The following is a 20,282-nucleotide window of genomic DNA, read 5'->3' on the forward strand; positions in this document are numbered from 1 at the left end:
TTTATTTTTAAAAGGTGCAAAGGAGCTTACATGAAATTTTTCTTAGATACAGCTAATGTAGAAGCGATCAAGGAAATCAACAGTCTGGGTATTGTTGATGGCGTAACGACCAATCCAACCATCATTTCAAAAGAGGGACGTGATTTTGAAGAGGTCATTAAAGAGATTTGTACAATTGTTGATGGTCCTGTTTCAGCTGAGGTGACGGGACTCTTAGCTGATGAGATGGTTGAAGAAGCTAGAGTTATTGCCAAATGGGCTGACAATGTAGTTATCAAAATTCCAATGACAACGGAAGGACTTAAAGCAGTTAATATCTTGTCAAAAGAAGGTATTAAGACTAATGTGACCCTTATCTTCACGGTTTCTCAAGGCTTGATGGCTATGAAAGCAGGAGCGACCTTTATCAGTCCATTCATCGGTCGTCTAGAAGATATTGGCACGGATGCTTATCAGCTGATTTTAGAGTTGAGAAATATCATCGACTTATATGGATTTGAAACGGAGATTATCGCAGCAAGCATTCGCAATACGGCCCATGTTGAAAGAGTCGCTGGGCTTGGTGCACATATTGCTACCATACCAGATGCCTTGTTTGAAAAAATGACCAAGCATCCCCTAACGGATTCTGGTATTGAAACTTTCTTAAAAGATTGGGAAGCGTTTAAACAATAGACAGAACAAGTGTCTGAAAACATTCAGGCACTTTGTTTTAAGAATATTACTTAATGAGTTAAATAAGATCGATTTTATGGTATAATTAAACCGATTACAGACCTATTTCTGCGAAATGGTAACCCATTTCTTGTCATAAAGGAGGAATTATGACTTTTGATACAGTTGATCACTTAGCGGTAAACACCATCCGTTCACTTTCTATGGATATGGTTCAAAAAGCCAACTCTGGGCATCCGGGTCTTCCTATGGGAGCTGCTCCTATGGCTTATGTGCTCTGGAACCAATTCTTGACTGCAAATCCAAAAACAGGACGTACTTGGAGTAACCGTGATCGCTTTGTTCTTTCAGCAGGTCATGGAAGTGCTTTGTTATATAGCTTACTGCACTTATCAGGCTATGACATCTCTATGGAAGATATTAAGAATTTCCGCCAATTTGGTTCAAAAACTCCAGGTCACCCTGAAGTGAACCATACTGATGGGGTTGAAGCAACGACAGGTCCGCTTGGTCAAGGTATTGCTAACGCTGTGGGAATGGCAATGGCAGAGGCGCATTTGGCTGCAAAATACAATAAACCTGGCTTTGATATCGTTGATCACTATACTTTTGCACTCAATGGTGATGGTGACTTGATGGAAGGTGTTTCTCAAGAAGCAGCTAGCCTTGCGGGACATCTAAAATTAGGGAAATTGGTTCTTCTTTACGATTCAAACGACATCTCACTTGATGGACCAACCTCTATGGCTTTTACGGAAAGTGTTAAGGAACGCTTTGAGGCCTATGGTTGGCAGCATCTTTTTGTAAAAGATGGTAATGACATGGATGCCATTGCCAAAGCAATCGCAGAAGCTAAGGCAGAAACAGGCAAACCAACCATCATTGAAATTAAAACCATCATTGGATATGGTGCCAAAAATCAAGGGACATCAGCCGTTCATGGAGCACCTCTTGGGGATGAAGGAATTGCACATGCCAAAGAGGTTTATGGCTACGATCATCCAGCATTTACAGTGCCAGAAGAAGTTGCTGAGCGCTTTGCTCAAGGGATCCAAAAGCGTGGTCAAGAATCGGAAGCAGCTTGGAATGAACTGTTTGCGAAATATCAAGAGCAGTATCCTGAGCTTGCAGCAGATTATACTGAGGCCTTCACACTGAAACCTGTTGAAGTTGAGCTTGAAGCGCATGAAGTGGGTGCAAGTGCCGCTAGTCGTGTTAGTAGCCAAGCTGCTATTCAGCAGATTTCTGAGCAAGTGTCTTACTTCTGGGGAGGTTCAGCAGACCTCTCAGGCTCAAACAATACCATGGTAAAAGCAGAGACAGACTATCAAGCTGACAATTATCAAGGTCGTAATATCTGGTTTGGTGTTCGTGAGTTTGCTATGGCAGCAGCTATGAATGGTATCGCCCTACATGGTGGTAGCCGTGTCTATGGCGGAACCTTCTTCGTCTTCTCAAATTATCTCCTCCCAGCTGTTCGTATGGCAGCTTTACAAGAATTACCAACTGTTTACGTCATGACACATGATTCTGTAGCAGTTGGAGAAGACGGACCAACTCATGAGCCAATCGAGCAATTGGCAAGTGTTCGTTCTATGCCAAACTTAAACGTCATTCGTCCAGCTGACGGTAACGAGGTTAATGCAGCATGGAAGCGTGCCCTTAGTGAAACGAAAACACCAACCATGTTAGTTTTGACTCGTCAAAACTTACCAGTTCTTGAGGGAACGGCTGCCTTGGCAGAAGAAGGACTGAATAAAGGGGCATACATCATTTCGGAAGCAGCGGGTGATTTGGATGGTATCATCATTGCGACAGGATCTGAAGTTAAATTAGCTTTAGACACGCAAGAAGCTTTGGCAAATGAAGGGACATATGTTCGTGTTGTATCTATGCCATCACAAAATCTCTTTGATGCTCAACCACAGGAGTATAAAGAGGAAATCCTTCCAAGTAGTGTTACAAAACGTCTGGCAATCGAAGCAGCAGCAAGTTATGGTTGGGAACGTTATACAGGACTTAATGGCGCCATCCTCAGTATTGATACTTGGGGAACATCTGCACCGGGCCAAAAAGTACTCGAAGAATATGGCTTTACAGTAGAGAATGCAACAGACCTCTACAAATCACTTTAAAGTTTAAGAACTTAGTGACACTAAAAAGAAGCAAATGCGTTGAAAAGAGTTCGTTAACAAGGATTGTAGACTTGTTGGCGGGCTCTTTTGCCTTTTTTTATTACCTGCTTGACTGCTTTATATAGCTATTTCATGATTGTCAAGGATTACAAATGCTAGTGATTGACATGTTATCAGCCCTTTTTATAAGCATTAGCTATCCTATTTTCAAAAAATTTAGTATAATTTGGCTATGAAACGTGAATTTAGTAGAGTGAAACGATTAGTTATAAAAATAGGGACCAGTTCTTTGGTACTTCCAAATGGGAAAATTAATTTGGAGAAGATTGACCATTTGGCTTTTGTGATTTCTAATTTACAAACAAAAGGATTTGAGCCCATCCTTGTCTCGTCAGGGGCTATGGGCTTTGGGTTAAATGTTCTTGAAATGAATAAGCGTCCCCATGATCTAGCGAAACAACAAGCAGTATCTAGTGTGGGCCAAGTCGCTATGATGGGGCTGTATGCACAGATTTTCTCGCATTACCAAACACAGGTGTCGCAAGTGTTGTTAACACGCGATGTTGTGGAATACCCAGAAAGTCTGGCCAATGTTACCAATGCCTTTGACAGTTTATTAGAAATGGGCGTTGTGCCAATAGTTAATGAAAACGATGCTGTCAGTGTCGATGAGATGGACCATGCCACAAAGTTTGGAGATAACGATCGTCTTTCAGCAATTGTGGCTGAGATTGTCAATGCGGATCTCTTGATCATGTTATCGGATATTGATGGTCTCTATGATAAAAATCCTACCATCTATGACGATGCTGTTTTACGAACGCATGTTAGCGAGATTACCGAAGAGATTTTAAAATCAGCAGGTGGCGCTGGTTCTAAATTTGGTACTGGTGGCATGATGAGTAAAATTCAGTCAGCTCAAATGGTCTTTGAACGTGACGGACAGATGATTCTGATGAATGGGAAAAATCCTAGAGACATTCTCAGGGTTCTTGAAGGTCAGATGATTGGTACCTTTTTTAAGCAAGATAAATAGGAGGTTTTGTTATGGCAATCATTGAAACACTGGGTCAAAATGCCCGAAAAGCTAGTAAAGAGTTAGCAACCTTATCAACTTGGGAGAAAAATAAGGTTCTTCTAGCCTTAGCAGATGCTCTTGTAGCAAATGGCGACGCTATTTTGGAAGCGAATCAGCAAGATATTTTAGCAGCGAGTAATCACGGGATTTCAGAGGTCATGGTTGACCGTCTCCGTTTAACAAAAGAGCGGATAGCAGGTATAGCTGAAGGTGTGAGACAAGTCGCCGATTTGTCAGATCCCGTTGGTCAAGTCGTTCGAGGTTACACGAATTTGGATGGGTTAAAAATCGTTCAAAAGCGTGTGCCTTTGGGCGTTATTGCTATGATTTTTGAAAGTCGTCCAAATGTGTCAATTGATGCTTTTAGCTTGGCTTTTAAGACCAACAACGCCATTATTTTACGTGGTGGTAGAGATGCCATCCATTCCAATAAAGCTTTAATTAAAGTTGCACGCCGAGTGATTGCGGCCGCAGGCTATAATCCTGACCTTGTTCAGTTGGTTGAGGATACTTCTCATGCAGTGGCTGAAGAGTTGATGAGAGCAACAGACTACGTTGATTTGTTGATACCTCGTGGTGGTGCTAGACTGATTCAAACCGTTAAGGAGAAAGCAAAGGTACCTATCATTGAAACAGGGGTTGGTAATGTTCATATTTATGTGGACAAATATGCTGACCTGGACATGGCAGCTAAGATTGTAGTCAATGCTAAAACATCTCGTCCTAGTGTTTGTAATGCTGCTGAGAGCCTAGTCGTTCATAGCAGTGTTGTTGCCGAATTTCTTCCAAAATTGGAGCAAGAAGTGGCAAAAGCTCATCCGATTGAATTCCGAGCTGATGATCGTTCGATTGCTTATTTGAGCCAAGCTGTCCCAGCTCGCCCAGAGGATTTTGCAACCGAATTTCTCGATTATGTGATGTCTGTAAAAGTGGTGGACCATTTTGACGAAGCCTTAGAATGGATTAACACGTATACAACACACCATTCTGAAAGTATTATTACCCAAGATATTAGGCGTGCAGATGCCTTTCAAGAGATGATCGATGCTGCAGCGGTTTATGTCAATGCTTCAACACGATTTACTGATGGCTTTATTTTTGGCTTAGGTGCAGAAATTGGGATATCCACACAGAAGATGCATGCCCGTGGCCCGATGGGCTTAGAAGCGCTCACCTCAACCAAATTTTATATAAACGGCCAAGGTCAAATTCGAGAATAAGGATCAGTAATACGTCTCCTAGAATTTATTTCTAGGAGTTTTTCGCTGTCAACCTCTAACAGCGCTCAGCTTTCTTTAAGGAAACCCGTTGTCATTTGTGATATAATAAAAGTTATGACTAAAGACTTTCATCATGTAACGGTACTCTTGCACGAAACCGTTGATATGCTAGATATTAAGCCAAATGGGATCTATGTTGACGCTACCTTAGGAGGAGCTGGTCATACATCCTATCTATTATCTCAATTAAGTGAAGAGGGCCATCTTTACTGTTTTGATCAGGATCAGACCGCGATTGCCAATGCTCAGGTGCTACTGAAGCCTTACATTGACAAGGGGATGGTGACCTTTATCAAAGATAATTTCCGTCATTTGAAGTCGCAATTAGCCCAGCGTGGTGTGACTGAAATTGATGGGATTTTGTATGATTTGGGGGTATCTAGCCCGCAATTAGATGAAAGAGAGCGTGGCTTCTCCTATAAAAAAGATGCCCCGCTTGATATGCGGATGAATCGCGATGCGGCTCTAACGGCCTATGAGGTTGTTAATCGTTATGCTTATCATGATTTAGTACGTATATTCTTTAAATATGGTGAGGATAAATTTTCTAAGCAGATTGCGAGGAAAATTGAACAGGTCCGCCAGGTAAAACCGATTGAAACAACGACTGAGCTGGCAGATCTTATCAAAAGTGCAAAACCAGCTAAAGAATTAAAGAAAAAAGGCCATCCAGCTAAGCAGATTTTTCAAGCAATTCGCATTGAAGTTAATGATGAATTGGGAGCAGCAGATGAGTCCATTCAACAAGCTATGGAACTTTTAGCAGTTGATGGGCGTATTGCGGTTATTACCTTTCATTCTTTGGAAGATCGTTTGACGAAGCAGCTCTTTAAGGAAGCTTCTACTGTGGAGGTCCCTAAAGGCTTGCCATTTATCCCTGATGATCTTCAACCCACTATGGCTTTGGTAAATCGAAAACCCATTTTACCAGGTTCAGAAGAGTTAGTAGCTAATAATCGAGCCCACTCTGCTAAGTTGCGCGTGGCAAAAAAAGTTAGGAAATAAATATGCCAAACGAAAGCAAACGCGAGGTGCTTACGCAAGCCCTGCAAAAAAGGATTCGTACGTTTACACGTATCGAAAAGGCTTTTTATGGAGCCATCGTGATTACAGCAATTTTTATGGCCATTAGCATTATCTATTTGCAAAGTCGTAATATGCAGGTGCAACAAGAGATTATTCGCTTAAATAGTGATATTAGCGGGGCACAGACAGATTTGAATGATGCTAAGCAGGAAGTGAATGAACTCAGTCGATATGAGCGTATTGCCAAAATCGCTAAGGATGCTGGTCTGAGTATTCAAAATGACAATATTCAAAATGTGGAGTTGGAGTAGGAATGAGAAAATTTCGTAAACTATTTCTTGATTATGTTGTCAAGATTCGAAAAGAGCACCCCACAGATAACAGGCGATATGCCGGTCAAAATTTGATGATTTTGACGGTTTTTATCTTCTTTATCTTTGTGATCAATTTTGCGGTTATCGTGGGGGCAGATAGTAAATTTGGCGTTGATCTGTCTGAAGGTGCTAAAGCCGTTTATAATACGCGGTCAACCTTACAGGCAGAGCGTGGGACGATTTTTGACCGTAATGGTAATGTCATTGCAGAAAATTCGACGACCTACAGTGTCTATGCTATCATTGATAAAACCTTTGTTAATGCTAATCAGGAGAAACTTTATGTGCAGGATTCGCAGTTTGATAAGGTTGCCGAATTATTTAACAAACACTTAGGGATTGAGAAAGACTACGTCATCAGTCAGCTAAAACAAAATAAACTCAGTCAGGTATCCTTTGGAACGAAGGGGTCAAATCTTAGCTACAGTAAGATGAGTGCGCTGAAAGAAGCAGTTGAAAAAGAGAAAATAAAAGGGATTTCTTTTGATACGAGCACTAGTCGCATGTATCCTAACGGAAATTTTGCGTCACAGTTTGTTGGCCTTGCGCAACCCCATACAGATGACTCAGGCTCAACCTTATTAGCTGGTGTTACCGGAATTGAAGCCTCAATGAATGATGTGCTCTCAGGTAAAGATGGGCTCGTAGAGTATGAAAAAGATAAAAATGGCAATATCCTTCTAGGAACCGAGCATGTGATTAAGAAGACGGTTGATGGTCGTGATGTCTACACCACCCTATCTGCCCCTCTTCAAACTTACCTAGAAACCCAAATGGATGCTTTTCAAGCAGAAACCAAGGGCAAGTTTTCTAGTGCGACAATTGTGAATTCTCGGACGGGAGAAATCTTGGCAACTACTCAGCGTCCAACCTTCAACTCAGATACCTTGGAGGGGCTTGATGCCAAGAATTTTTCTTGGCAGAACATGCTCTATCAGACTAACTATGAGCCTGGTTCTACCATGAAGGTCATGACCTTGGCTTCATCGATAGATGATGGTATTTTCAAACCAAATGAGTATTTTACCAACTCAGGTTTGGACTTGTCAGGGATCGTTGTCAACGACTGGTCAGTCAACGGTGGGACAGCTGGGATTCAGACTATGACTTATGCCCAAGGGTTCGCATATTCAAGTAACGTTGGGATGACACTGCTTGAGCAAAAGATGGGAAATACCAAATGGAGTAATTACCTTAAAAAATTCAAATTCGGACAACCAACCTATTTTGGAATGGGAGATGAATCAGCAGGGATCATTTCTAATAATAGCGTTAACACAGCAACGAGTGCCTTTGGGCAAGGGATCTCTGTGACACAATCTCAAATGCTACGTGCCTTTAGTTCAGTTTCTAACGACGGTGAAATGCTCGAACCACAATTTATTAGTCAAATTGTCGATCATAACAATAATACCGCGCGTCGCTCCAAAGCTGAAATTGTCGGAAAACCTATTTCTAAAAAAGCTGCTCAAGAGACGAGAGACTACATGGTTTCTGTAGGAACGACTCCATATTATGGAACCCTTTATGCCAATGCTTATGGGCCAATTATTCAGGTTGGTAATGAATCGGTTGCCGTTAAATCAGGTACAGCGGAGATTCCCAAAGAAGATGGTACAGGTTACCTGCAAGGAGAACTCCAATACTTGTTGTCGGTTGTTGCCATGGTACCATCTGAGGACCCCATTTTCACCATGTATGTGACAGTTCAACAACCAGGTAGTTGGAAAGGAATGGAATGGCAAACCATTTTTAATCCGGTTTTAGAAGAAGCGCTGACCATGCAGGATCAATTATTAACATCGGTTGCTGACAAGGAAAAAAGAGATGAAACAACGTATAAGATGCCGGAATTTGTTGGACAACCGACTTCTACTGTTGTGGATACCTTGAGAAAGCACTTGGTACATCCGATTTTGGTAGGAAATGGTTCCAAAGTGACACAAATTTCAGTCACAAAAGACACTGAGTTGGTTGCGAATCAACAGATCCTTGTCCAAGCTGGAAAAGTTGATGAAATGCCTGATATGTATGGTTGGAGCAAACGAAATGTTCAAGTATTTGCCAAATGGAATGACCTCAACATCACCATAAAAGGTTCTGGAAAAGTCATTAAACAAAATGTGGATGTCGGCACGTCATTTAGTAAGAAAAAAAATATAAAAATCACACTAGGAGAATAAGATGCTATTCAGTTCAATAGTTGGTATTGTTAGTTTTGTGCTGACCATTATCACTATGCCATTCTTTATCCGCTATTACCAAGTGAAGAAAATTGGTGGTCAGCAGATGCATGAAGATGTTAAGCAACATTTAGCCAAAGCAGGTACGCCAACGATGGGAGGGACAGTATTTCTAACGGTTAGTTTACTTGTCAGCCTCATTTTTGGTATGTATAATCAAGTCACTCACGGCGCAGCTCTTGGAGCAACCCTAGGGATTATTTTAGTAGTGCTGATCTACGGTATCGTTGGTTTTCTCGATGATTTCTTGAAAATTTTCAAGCAAATCAACGAAGGGTTAACACCGTGGCAGAAGATGTCCCTACAAATTATTGCAGGGCTCCTCTTTTACTTTATTCATGTGAGACCTAGCGGTATTACAAATCTTAACATTTTGGGGTGGGAAGTTCCTCTCGGTATTTTCTATGTTGTCTTTGTGATTTTTTGGGTAGTTGGTTTTTCTAACGCTGTTAATCTTACGGATGGCATTGATGGTCTAGCTTCCATTTCAGTTGTGATTAGCTTATTGGCCTATGGTGTGATCGCCATTGTCCAAAAACAATTTGATATTTTACTTATTATCAGTTCGATGATAGGTGGTTTATTAGGTTTCTTTATTTTCAATAAAAAACCAGCCAAGGTTTTCATGGGTGATGTTGGGTCATTAGCCTTAGGTGCAATGCTGGCAGCTATTTCAATCGCTCTTCGACAAGAGTGGACCTTGTTGTTGATTGGTTTGGTTTATGTGATTGAAACAGCATCTGTTATGCTTCAAGTGACGTATTTTAAAGTGACTAAACGCAAATATGGGGAAGGGCGTCGTATTTTCCGAATGACACCATTCCACCACCATCTAGAGTTAGGTGGCTTGTCTGGCCACGGCAAACAATGGGGTGAGTGGCGAGTAGATGCTTTTATGTGGACAGTAGGGCTTATCTCTAGCTTACTTGCTTTAGCATTGCTTTATCTTTAATTTGAGGGCAAGGGTGATTTTCCCTTGCTTTTAATATGTTATAATGGAGTATAAGAAAAGGAGGCTATATGTCCTTTAAAGATTTTAATTTTAAACCGTTTATCCAATCAGCACTTGATGAGATTGGTTTTAAGGAACCAACAGATGTGCAAAAAAAATTAATTCCAGTAATCCGTACAGGTCGTGACCTCGTTGGGGAGTCCAAAACAGGTTCTGGCAAAACGCATACTTTTTTACTACCTATTTTTGAGAAATTAGACCCAAGTCAGCCCCAAGTTCAGGTAGTGATTACGGCACCGAGCCGGGAATTGGCGACACAGATTTACCAAGCTACCAAACAAATTGCCAAGCACTCTGAGGAGGAGATCCGTGTTGCTAACTATGTTGGTGGAACAGATAAACTGCGCCAGATTGAACGCCTGAAGTCAGCTCAACCTCATATCGTCATTGGAACACCAGGACGCATTTACGATTTGGTTAAATCAGGTGATTTGGAAATTTATCAAGCCAAGACTTTTGTCGTTGATGAAGCAGATATGACCATGGATATGGGATTCTTAGACACAGTGGATAAGATCGCTGCAAGTCTGGCTAAGCAGGTTCAAATCTTGGTATTCTCAGCTACGATTCCTCAAAAATTGCAGCCATTCTTGAAAAAATACCTCACCAACCCTGTTGTGGAACAAATTAAGACCAGCACAGTGATCGCAGACACTATTGATAACTGGTTGATTTCTACCAAAGGAAAAGATAAGAATGCCCAAATTCTACGTTTAGCTCAAGCATTACATCCTTATCTGGCCATGATTTTTGTCAATACTAAAGAGCGAGCAGATGACTTGCATGCTTATTTAGTCTCCAATGGTCTTAAGGTGGCTAAAATTCATGGTGGCATCCCACCTCGTGAACGTAAACGCATCATGAATCAGGTCAAGAACTTGGATTACGAATACATTGTCGCGACAGATTTAGCCGCACGTGGGATTGATATCGAGGGTGTCAGTCATGTCATCAACGATGCTATCCCTCAGGACCTGTCATTCTTTGTCCATCGCGTCGGTCGTACGGGCAGAAATGGTCTTTCAGGAACGGCTATTACCTTATACCAACCAAGTGATGATTCGGATATTCGTGAGTTGGAGAAGCTTGGCATCAGCTTTGTGCCTAAGGTTTTAAAAGATGGGATCATTGAAGATACCCATGACCGTGATCGCAGGAATCAACGTGAGAAAGCTTACCAAAAATTAGATACTGAGATGATTGGCCTTGTTAAGAAGAAAAAGAAAAAGGTCAAACCAGGCTACAAGAAGAAAATTCAGTGGGCTGTTGATGAAAAGCGCAAGAAAGAACGTCGCGCTGCTAATAAAGCACGAGGCCGCGCTGAACGTAAGGCGAGAAAGCAGACATTCTAAGATATCAGAGAAGCTAGATGAAGGTCTGGCTTTTTTGATAGGCGAGCGTCTTTTGTTTTTGATAAGTGCTTATATAAAATAGCTATTGGTCAGTAAGGAAAAATGATGATAAACTATAAGCCAGCACATTAATCAAAGGAGCTATTTATGAGATTGAAAAAACTGCTTGTATTAATAACAAGTCTTGTTCTTGTCTTGTCAGCATCTAGTGTTTATGCGGATCCGAAAAAAACTATTGTTGTACCAACTGATTCAGATACTAAACCTTTCACTTATAAAGAAAATGGCAAGTTCAAAGGTTATGATATTGATGTTGTTAAGGCCATTTTTAAAGACTCCAAACGCTACAAAGTAACTTTTAAGACAGTCCCATTCTCGTCTATTTTAACGGGAGTTGATGCTGGCCGTTACCAGTTGGCAGCCAATGATTTTAACTACAATGAGGAAAGAGCAGAAAAATACCTCTTTTCGGAGCCTATTTCCAAATCGAACTATGCAATTGCGGCAAAAAAAGGTACTTCTTTTGATTCCTTAGAAGCTGTTTCAGGAAAATCTGTTGAGGTTTATTCGGGATCCAATTATGCTCAGATTTTAGAAGATTGGAACGAGAAGCATAGCGATAAAAAACCGATTGCTATTCGTTACGTCGCTAATACCGTAACCTTGCCACAACGCTTGCAAAATATTGACAATGGTAAGGTTGATTTTCTGATTTATGATGCTATCTCTCTTAAAACAGTCATTGCAGATCACGGTCTATCTTTAGATGTTACAGATGTAGAGGACAAGTTAGGGACGGATAAAGATGGTTTAGAGTACCTCTTACTCCCTAAAGATGGGGAAGGTGAGGCACTACAAACTTATGTTAATAAACGCATTAAGACCTTACAGGAAAATGGTACCTTGAGTAAACTTAGCCAAAAGCATTTTGGTGGTGATTTTAGCACGACATCTGATAAACAATAGACCACTCTTTGTTGGTAATAGGAAAAGTACAAGAGGTGATAGGGAAAACTTATCACCTCTTTAAAACCTCCTAATTTACAGTCAAATAGGTGAGTGATAAAATGATATGATAGTAGATTATTCGAAAAAAGGAACTAGAGATGAACCCATTATTTTTAGCAGCAGGCTGGTATGAGCGCTTTGTTGACCTGTTACCAGCTGGTAAATTATTTTCATGGCAGGCTGTTTTCGATGCCATTCCATCCATTTTAGAACGCCTTCCCTTGACCATTGGCTTAACTTTGGCAGGTGCACTTGCAGGATTGCTCTTAGCCCTCCTATTTGCAGTGGTTAAGATTAACCGCGTGAAAGTGATCTACCCGATTCAGGCTTTCTTTGTCAGTTTTTTACGGGGAACACCGATCCTTGTGCAATTGATGTTAAGTTATTACGGTATTCCTCTCTTGTTAAAGGCCATTAACCAAAAGACGGGACTGGACATGAACATTAATGCCATTCCAGCTTCTCTCTTTGCCATCACTGCCTTTGCCTTCAATGAGGCGGCTTATGCCAGTGAGACGATCCGTGCAGCAATTCAGTCTGTTAATTCAGGTGAAGTTGAAGCCGCCAAGAGTCTTGGGATGACCAATAAGCAAATTTATCGTCGTGTGATTATCCCTAATGCTGCAGTTGTAGCGACACCAACCCTGATCAATAGTCTAATTGGTCTCACCAAAGGGACTTCGCTAGCCTTTAATGCAGGTATTGTTGAGATGTATGCCCAGGCTCAGATTTTGGGTGGTAGTGACTACCGTTACTTTGAGCGCTTTATTTCGGTTTCCTTGATTTATTGGGGGATCAGTTTCTTGATTGAAAACTTGGGACGATTTATTGAACAAAGTATGGCGATTTCATCTCCAAAAGCTGTGACAAGATCACTGGAAGAAGGGGGACGTTAATGATTTCCATTCGCAATTTAACAAAAGAATTTTCTGGACAAAAAGTATTGGATAGTCTTGATTTGGATATTCAAAAAGGTGAAGTGGTTGCCTTGGTAGGTGCTTCAGGTGCAGGAAAATCAACTTTTTTAAGGAGTCTCAATTACCTTGAAGAAGCAGATTCTGGAACGATTGACATTGATGGGATTAAGGTCAATTTCGAGTCAATCACAACAGAAGAAATCTTAACCTTGAGACGAAAGTTGGCAATGGTGTTTCAGCAGTTTAATCTGTTTGAAAGACGAACTGCTCTTGGCAATGTCAAGGAAGGCCTTAAGGTGGTTAAGAAACTATCCGATGAGGAAGCTACTCAGATTGCCAAAGAGGAGCTAGCTAAGGTCGGTTTGTCAGATCGTGAAAACCACTACCCAAGACACCTGTCTGGTGGGCAAAAGCAACGGGTTGCCCTAGCTAGGGCTTTAGCGATGAAACCAGATGTCCTCTTACTAGATGAACCAACCTCAGCGCTTGATCCAGAGCTTGTAGGTGAGGTTGAAAAGTCCATTGCTGATGCGGCTAAAAGTGGACAGACAATGATCTTAGTTAGTCATGACATGTCATTTGTAGCACAGGTAGCAGATAAGATTCTCTTCTTGGAGAAAGGGAAAATCTTAGAGCAGGGCACTCCCGAACAGATCATCAACCATCCACAAGAAGCCAGGACAAAAGAATTTTTTGCTAGTTACAAAAAATCATATCTTTGATATAATGAGGACAAACTCAGTTAGTTCACTAACTGGGTTTGTTTTGACGTTCACGACACCGATTATAGAAAACAAAAGTGATGTGAGTCATCATAGAAGATGATAAATGACACTTAGATTAGGAAAATAGCATGTTACAGACCCTTATTTCTTTTTACCTACAAGGCTTGTTATTAGCGACCGTTTTTGTTTTTATCGCAGGATTGCTTTATCTTGTTCATCGTGCCTACAAAAAAATAGATAAAACAGCACGTGAACGTCAAGAAGTCCTTTACGATGTTCTCATGATATGTATCCTAACCTTACCCATTCTATCATTTGCCTTCATGACATTATTACTAGTTATTAAGTCTTAAGAATTGCGAATTCAGATAAAAATTGTTACAATTCGACTACACATGTAGATAAAGAGGAGAAAGAATGTACGATACAATAGTGATTGGAGCTGGCCCTGCCGGCATGACAGCCGCTCTATATGCGGCACGTTCGAATTTAAAGGTAGCGACTTTGGAACAAGGTGCTCCTGGTGGTCAGATGAATAACACCGCTGATATTGAAAACTACCCTGGTTTCGACTTAATTAGTGGGCCAGAGCTTTCAATGAAGATGTTTGAACCTCTTGAGAAGTTTGGTGTGGATAACCTCTATGGTATTGTCACTGGTATTGAGGATAAGGGCACTTATAAGATTGTCCGGACGGATGATGAGGCTTTTGAAACGAAGACGGTTATTATTGCTACAGGTGCTAAACATCGCCATATCGGTGTAGCTGGTGAGTTTGAGTATAACAGTCGTGGTGTTTCATACTGTGCGGTCTGTGATGGGGCCTTCTTTAGAAACCAAGACTTGTTGGTTGTCGGTGGGGGAGACTCTGCTGTTGAGGAAGGGTTGTTCTTGACGCGTTTTGCTAATTCTGTAACGATTGTGCATCGTCGTGATGAACTACGGGCTCAGAAAATTTTGCAAGATCGTGCTTTTGCGAATGACAAGGTGTCCTTTATTTGGGATTCTGTTGTCGAAGAAATCAAAGGTAACGATATGAAGGTGACCAATGTTGATCTTAAAAATGTGAAGACGAACGAAATCACAAACCATGAATTTGGCGGCGTCTTTGTGTATGTTGGTCTAGATCCGGTTTCTGATTTCTTCAGAGATTTGGGGATTACAGATGAAGATGGCTGGGTGATCACAGATGACCATATGAGAACAGCTGTGCCTGGTATTTTTGCCATAGGTGATGTTCGTCAAAAACACCTTCGTCAGATTACAACAGCCGTTGGAGATGGTGCCATTGCAGGACAAGAAGCATACCAGTATGTTGTTGAGCACGAAGGCAATTAGGAGAAATCCTAGGTATATCTTAGGCTAATATTGAAACGAGTAACATTCAGTTTAATACGTTCTTCGAGAAAGAGATGCTTAAGCTTGGAATGTTCTCAAAACTAGAGTCAGAGCATAAGCTTTGGCTCTTTTTGTGGCTTGATATGTTTAATTTTTCACAATAAAAGAGGCAATCATTTCCTAAAGTCAGTGCTTATGCTATAATAGTCAACAAGATTAGACTCCCCGACGTAGAATACTACGATTGGCCTTATGCCTATCAAGAGTAAAGGAAATTAAAACATGAATTACACTGATGACAGTCTGACGCTTCATACCGATCTTTACCAGATTAATATGATGCAGGTTTATTTTAATAAGGGCATCCACAATAAGCATGCTATTTTTGAACTCTACTTCCGTAAGCTACCTTTCGAAAATGGTTTTGCGGTATTTGCTGGTTTAGAACGCATTGTTTCTTACCTAGAAAATCTTCGCTTTACGGAGACTGATATTGCTTATTTGCGTGAAGAAGGTTACCCAGAAGATTTTTTAGCCTACCTGCAAGCATTTAAGTTGGAGTTGTCTGTCAAGTCAGCGCGTGAAGGAGACTTGGTCTTTGCCAATGAACCCCTAGTACAAGTTGAGGGGCCATTAGCCCAATGTCAGCTTGTTGAAACAGCTCTCTTGAATATTGTCAATTTCCAAACCTTGATTGCTACTAAAGCAGCTCGTATTAAGACAGTCATCGCTGACGAACCTCTTCTTGAATTTGGGACGCGTCGTGCGCAAGAGATGGACGCTGCTATTTGGGGAACACGTGCAGCGGTCATTGGTGGCGCAGATGCGACTTCCAATGTACGTGCGGGCAAGATTTTTGGCATTCCTGTGTCAGGAACACATGCCCACGCTATGGTTCAAGCCTATGGCAATGACTATGAAGCTTTTAAAGCCTATGCTGAAACGCATCAAAACTGTGTTTTCTTGGTCGATACTTATGATACCTTGAAGATTGGTGTCCCAGCAGCGATTAAGGTGGCCAAAGAGTTTGGCGATAAGATCAATTTCCAAGGTGTTCGTCTAGATTCTGGCGATATGGCTTATCTTTCTAAAGAAGTACGCAAGCAGCTGGATGAGGCTGGCTTCACAGATGCCAAAATTTATGCCTCAAACGATTTGGACGAAAATACCATTCTTAACTTGAAGATGCAAAAAGCTAAGATTGACGTCTGGGGTGTCGGAACGAAACTGATTACAGCATATGATCAACCGGCCCTTGGCGCTGTTTATAAGATTGTTTCCATTGAAGACGATAATGGTCATATGAAAGACACCATTAAGCTGTCTAATAATGCTGAAAAAGTCTCTACACCAGGTAAGAAGCAAGTTTGGCGTATTACCAGTCGAGAAAAAGGAAAATCAGAAGGGGATTATATCACTTTTTCGGATATTGATGTGACTAAAATGGATGAGATCCACATGTTCCACCCAGTTTATACTTATATCAATAAAACGGTAAAAGATTTTGATGCGGTTCCTCTCTTGACAGATATTTTCCAAAAAGGAAAACTAGTTTATGAGTTACCTGCTTTGGAAGAGATTAAAGAGTATGCGCGCAAGGAGCTAGAGGATCTATGGGATGAGTACAAACGTGTCCTCAATCCACAGGAATACCCAGTGGACCTTGCCCAAGACGTCTGGGATAACAAGATGGCACTTATTGACCAAGTTCGAAAAGCAGCCTTTGCACAAGTAAAAGGAGATAAGTAAGTGAGTTTACAAGCAGATATTATCAAGGAATTAGGCGTTAAGCCGGAAATTGATGCTAAGGAAGAGATTCGCCGATCAGTCGACTTCTTAAAAGCCTACCTCTTAAAGCATCCTTTCTTGAAAACCTTGGTTTTAGGGATTTCTGGTGGGCAAGATTCTACTCTAGCTGGACGCTTGGCACAACTCGCCGTTGAAGAATTGCGTGAGGAAACCAAGGAAGATTATCAATTTATTGCTATTCGTCTTCCTTATGGAGTGCAGGCTGACGAAGCGGATGCGCAAAGAGCTCTGGCCTTTATTAAACCAGATAAGAGCTTGACGGTTAATATCAAAGAAGCTGTGGATGGTCAAGTTGCTGAATTAGCTAAAGCTGGTGTGGCAGTATCAGACTTCAATAAAGGCAATATCAAAGCCCGTCAACGCATGATTACTCAGTATGCTGTTGCTGGAGAGTACAGCGGTGCTGTTATCGGAACGGATCATGCTGCTGAAAACATTACCGGCTTTTTCACTAAGTTTGGTGATGGGGGTGCAGATATCTTGCCACTGTTTCGTCTCAACAAACGTCAGGGAAAACAGCTCTTGGCAGAGTTAGGTGCAGACAAAGCGCTTTATGAGAAAATCCCAACAGCAGATTTGGAAGAGAGCAAGCCAGGGATTGCCGATGAAGTCGCCTTAGGGGTGACTTATAACGACATAGATGACTACCTCGAAGGTAAACCAGTATCACCTGACGCCCAAGAAAAAATCGAAAACTGGTGGAAGAAAACCATGCATAAACGCCACCTACCAATTACAGTATTTGATGAGTTTTGGAAGTGATTAGAAAGGACCATTGAGTCCTTTTTCTCTTGAATTATATTTTTGGAAGCGTATAATGATTGGTAATATGATTTTAGGAGGATGACAATGTCTGAATTAACGCAAAACTTTACGGATCGCCTATTTGACAATTATCAAGCTAACCTTAAGTTTCAAGCAGTTGAAAATGCGGTGACGCATAATGGTCTCTTGAAATCTCTTGAAACACGGCAGAGTGCTGTTGAAAATGATCATGTTTTTTCAGTTGATTTGACCAAAGATACTGTCTCCAACCAAAAAGCTTCTGGTCGTTGCTGGATGTTTGCCGCTTTAAATACCTTCCGTCACAAACTCATTACAGAGTTTAAACTGGACAATTTTGAATTATCTCAAGCCCATACCTTTTTTTGGGATAAATACGAAAAATCCAATTGGTTCTTAGAAAATATCATTGCGACAGCAGATCAAGAATTGGGTAGCCGCAAGGTTAAATTTCTCTTAGACGTCCCACAACAAGACGGTGGTCAATGGGATATGGTCGTGTCTCTTTTTGAAAAATACGGTGTTGTACCAAAAGCTGCTTATCCAGAGTCCATCAGCTCAAGTAATAGTCGCGAACTTAACCAATATCTTAATAAGCTCTTGCGCCAAGATGCACAACTCTTACGGGAATTGATTGCACAAGGAGCTGATCAAGAGACGGTGCAAGCTAAGAAAGAAGCTTTGTTAGAGGAGGTCTTTAATTTCTTAGCCATGACATTGGGTTTACCACCACGCTCCTTTGACTTTGCGTATCGGGATAAAGATAATCATTATCATAGTGATAAGAACATTACCCCTCAGGATTTCTATACCAAGTATGTTGGTCTTAAACTGGAGGATTATGTTTCCATTATTAATGCGCCAACAGCTGATAAGCCGTATGGAAAATCATACACTGTCGCGTTATTGGGAAATGTTGTCGGAAGCCGTGAGGTACGCTATCTAAATGTTGATATGAATCGTCTCAAGGAGTTGGCTATAGCTCAGATGCAAAGTGGTGAAACAGTCTGGTTTGGTTCAGATGTTGGTCAATTTTCTGATCGTCAGTCAGGTGTTATGGCGACTAACACTTACGACTTTGCAGCTGGTATGGATATTGATTTCAATCAAGATAAGGCTGGACGTTTGGATTATAGCGAGAGCTTGATGACACATGCCATGGTCCTAACGGGTGTTGACTTAGATCAAGGTGGCCAACCTCTCAAATGGAAAGTGGAAAATTCATGGGGAGATAAAGTTGGTGAAAAAGGCTATTTTGTAGCTTCAGATGCCTGGATGGATGAGTATACTTATCAAATTGTTGTGCGCAAGGACTTACTAACCCAAGAGGAATTAGCCGCTTATGAAGCGCAACCAGAAGTTTTGAAACCTTGGGATCCGATGGGAGCCTTAGCCTCTCGATAATAATAAATGATGTTTTTAATGTTTTATATAGTCTATAACTATATCTAAACCTAAGTTTTAACAACTTGTTTTTTATAGCTACATGTGCCATAATGAAAAAGCATTTAAAATTATTTAAGAGGTACATTATTATGACATTGAAAAAAGTATTAGGAATAACAGGAATTGCGCTTGCATCAACACTTGTCTTAGCAGCATGTTCCAACGACGACGCAGCTGATGACAAAAATGAAGTGCGTGTCGGTGTGATGACATTGACAGACGCGACAGAGCCTATCTGGGATCGCGTTGAAGAGTTGGCTGACAAAGAAGGTGTTGATTTAGAATTTACAGAGTTCACAGACTACACACAGCCTAATAAAGCTTTGAAAAATGGCGAAATCGATGTTAATGCTTTCCAACATTATAATTTCTTGAATGATTGGAACAAGAAAAATGACGGTGATTTAGTAGCTGCCGCTGACACTCTTCTTAGCCCAATCCATCTTTTCTCTGGGCTTGATGGTGACAAGGCTAAATACACAGATGTCAAAGATATCCCCGAAGGGGCAACGATTTCAGTGCCAAACGATGCAACCAATGAAAGCCGTGCGCTCTATGTCCTCCAGTCAGCAGGTTTGATTAAATTATCTAAATCTGGTGAAGAAGTGGCTACCTTGGATGACATTACGTCGAATCCGAAAGATTTGGATATCAAAGAGATTGCAGCGGATCAAGCAGCTTCTACTTTAACATCTGTTGATGCCGCTATCATCAACAATAACTATGCTGTTGATGCTGGTGTTGATTATGACACATCTCTCTTTACAGAAGAGAAAAATGATAGTTCACAACAATGGATCAACATCATTGCAGCACAAAAAGGTTGGGAAAAATCTGATAAAGCAGATGCTATTAAGACCTTAATCAAAGTCTATCAAACCGATGAAGTAGCAGGTTTGATTGATAAATATTCTAAAGGAACAGACGTTGCCATCTGGGAAGGTGCTCCTGAAAAATAGTTCCTTAACAACTATCTAAATGGCTATAAAATAGGTGTGTGATGAGCACTCCTGTTTTATTGTTATAAGGTAAAACAAATTTTGGCTAGTCGTAGATATGATATAGAGGAGTCAGTACAAAA

The 20,282-nt window shown here is 41.0% G+C and carries 18 protein-coding genes; all 18 read left to right on the plus strand.

The window, feature by feature from the left end; genetic code table 11:
• Nucleotides 1-30: 30 nt before the first annotated feature.
• The 18 genes from fsa (at nt 31) to G574_RS0104745 (ending at nt 20,160) form a co-directional block, all read left to right on the plus strand.
• Entirely contained in the window at nt 31-675 is a 645-nt protein-coding gene (fsa, locus tag G574_RS0104660) for a fructose-6-phosphate aldolase (protein ID WP_017770666.1), read from the plus strand.
• A gap of 149 nt (nt 676-824) precedes the next feature.
• Nucleotides 825-2,810 (plus strand): transketolase, encoded by a 1,986-nt coding sequence (tkt, locus tag G574_RS0104665; RefSeq protein WP_029691172.1) that lies wholly within the window; start codon nt 825-827, stop codon nt 2,808-2,810.
• 232 nt (nt 2,811-3,042) lie between these two features.
• Nucleotides 3,043-3,846: a glutamate 5-kinase gene (gene proB, locus G574_RS0104670; protein WP_029691173.1), complete on the plus strand. Its 804-nt coding sequence runs from the start codon at nt 3,043-3,045 to the stop codon at nt 3,844-3,846.
• A gap of 11 nt (nt 3,847-3,857) precedes the next feature.
• Nucleotides 3,858-5,108 carry a glutamate-5-semialdehyde dehydrogenase gene (locus G574_RS0104675; RefSeq protein ID WP_029691174.1) on the plus strand — a complete coding sequence of 417 codons (1,251 nt, stop codon included), beginning with the start codon at nt 3,858-3,860 and terminating at the stop codon, nt 5,106-5,108.
• 114 nt (nt 5,109-5,222) lie between these two features.
• Complete coding sequence (rsmH, locus tag G574_RS0104680; protein ID WP_029691175.1) at nt 5,223-6,173, plus strand: 16S rRNA (cytosine(1402)-N(4))-methyltransferase RsmH; 951 nt, start codon at nt 5,223-5,225, stop codon at nt 6,171-6,173.
• Nucleotides 6,174-6,175: 2 nt separating this feature from the next.
• Entirely contained in the window at nt 6,176-6,505 is a 330-nt protein-coding gene (ftsL, locus tag G574_RS0104685; RefSeq protein ID WP_029691176.1) for a cell division protein FtsL, read from the plus strand.
• 2 nt (nt 6,506-6,507) lie between these two features.
• Nucleotides 6,508-8,751, plus strand: coding sequence for a penicillin-binding protein PBP2X (gene pbp2x / locus G574_RS0104690; protein ID WP_029691177.1), 2,244 nt, complete (start codon nt 6,508-6,510; stop codon nt 8,749-8,751).
• Nucleotide 8,752: 1 nt separating this feature from the next.
• The gene (mraY, locus tag G574_RS0104695) at nt 8,753-9,763 is read left to right on the plus strand and encodes a phospho-N-acetylmuramoyl-pentapeptide-transferase (RefSeq protein WP_029691178.1); all 1,011 of its coding nucleotides are present in this window, start codon (nt 8,753-8,755) and stop codon (nt 9,761-9,763) included.
• A 68-nt stretch (nt 9,764-9,831) separates the two neighbouring features.
• Nucleotides 9,832-11,175, plus strand: a complete 1,344-nt coding sequence (locus G574_RS0104700) for a DEAD/DEAH box helicase (RefSeq protein WP_029691179.1) — start codon at nt 9,832-9,834, stop codon at nt 11,173-11,175.
• A gap of 147 nt (nt 11,176-11,322) precedes the next feature.
• Nucleotides 11,323-12,141, plus strand: a complete 819-nt coding sequence (locus G574_RS0104705; RefSeq protein ID WP_029691180.1) for a transporter substrate-binding domain-containing protein — start codon at nt 11,323-11,325, stop codon at nt 12,139-12,141.
• 140 nt (nt 12,142-12,281) lie between these two features.
• A complete protein-coding gene (locus tag G574_RS0104710) occupies nt 12,282-13,079 on the plus strand; it encodes an amino acid ABC transporter permease (protein ID WP_029691181.1) in 798 nt (265 codons plus the stop codon).
• On the plus strand, nt 13,079-13,822 hold the full coding sequence (locus tag G574_RS0104715) for an amino acid ABC transporter ATP-binding protein (RefSeq protein WP_017770678.1): 744 nt from the start codon (nt 13,079-13,081) through the stop codon (nt 13,820-13,822). The genes G574_RS0104710 and G574_RS0104715 overlap by 1 nt, the downstream gene beginning before the upstream one ends.
• 131 nt (nt 13,823-13,953) lie before the next feature.
• Entirely contained in the window at nt 13,954-14,178 is a 225-nt protein-coding gene (locus G574_RS0104720) for a DUF4059 family protein (RefSeq protein ID WP_017770679.1), read from the plus strand.
• A 64-nt stretch (nt 14,179-14,242) separates the two neighbouring features.
• Nucleotides 14,243-15,163 (plus strand): thioredoxin-disulfide reductase, encoded by a 921-nt coding sequence (gene trxB / locus G574_RS0104725; protein ID WP_029691182.1) that lies wholly within the window; start codon nt 14,243-14,245, stop codon nt 15,161-15,163.
• A 282-nt stretch (nt 15,164-15,445) separates the two neighbouring features.
• A complete protein-coding gene (locus tag G574_RS0104730; protein ID WP_029691183.1) occupies nt 15,446-16,912 on the plus strand; it encodes a nicotinate phosphoribosyltransferase in 1,467 nt (488 codons plus the stop codon).
• The gene (gene nadE, locus G574_RS0104735; RefSeq protein ID WP_029691184.1) at nt 16,913-17,734 is read left to right on the plus strand and encodes an ammonia-dependent NAD(+) synthetase; all 822 of its coding nucleotides are present in this window, start codon (nt 16,913-16,915) and stop codon (nt 17,732-17,734) included.
• 87 nt (nt 17,735-17,821) lie between these two features.
• Nucleotides 17,822-19,159, plus strand: a complete 1,338-nt coding sequence (gene pepC / locus G574_RS0104740) for an aminopeptidase C (protein ID WP_029691185.1) — start codon at nt 17,822-17,824, stop codon at nt 19,157-19,159.
• Nucleotides 19,160-19,290: 131 nt separating this feature from the next.
• The gene (locus G574_RS0104745) at nt 19,291-20,160 is read left to right on the plus strand and encodes a MetQ/NlpA family ABC transporter substrate-binding protein (RefSeq protein WP_029691186.1); all 870 of its coding nucleotides are present in this window, start codon (nt 19,291-19,293) and stop codon (nt 20,158-20,160) included.
• Nucleotides 20,161-20,282: the final 122 nt, after the last annotated feature.

It is taken from the genome of Streptococcus hyovaginalis DSM 12219 (genome assembly GCF_000420785.1).
GTDB lineage: Bacteria > Bacillota > Bacilli > Lactobacillales > Streptococcaceae > Streptococcus > Streptococcus hyovaginalis.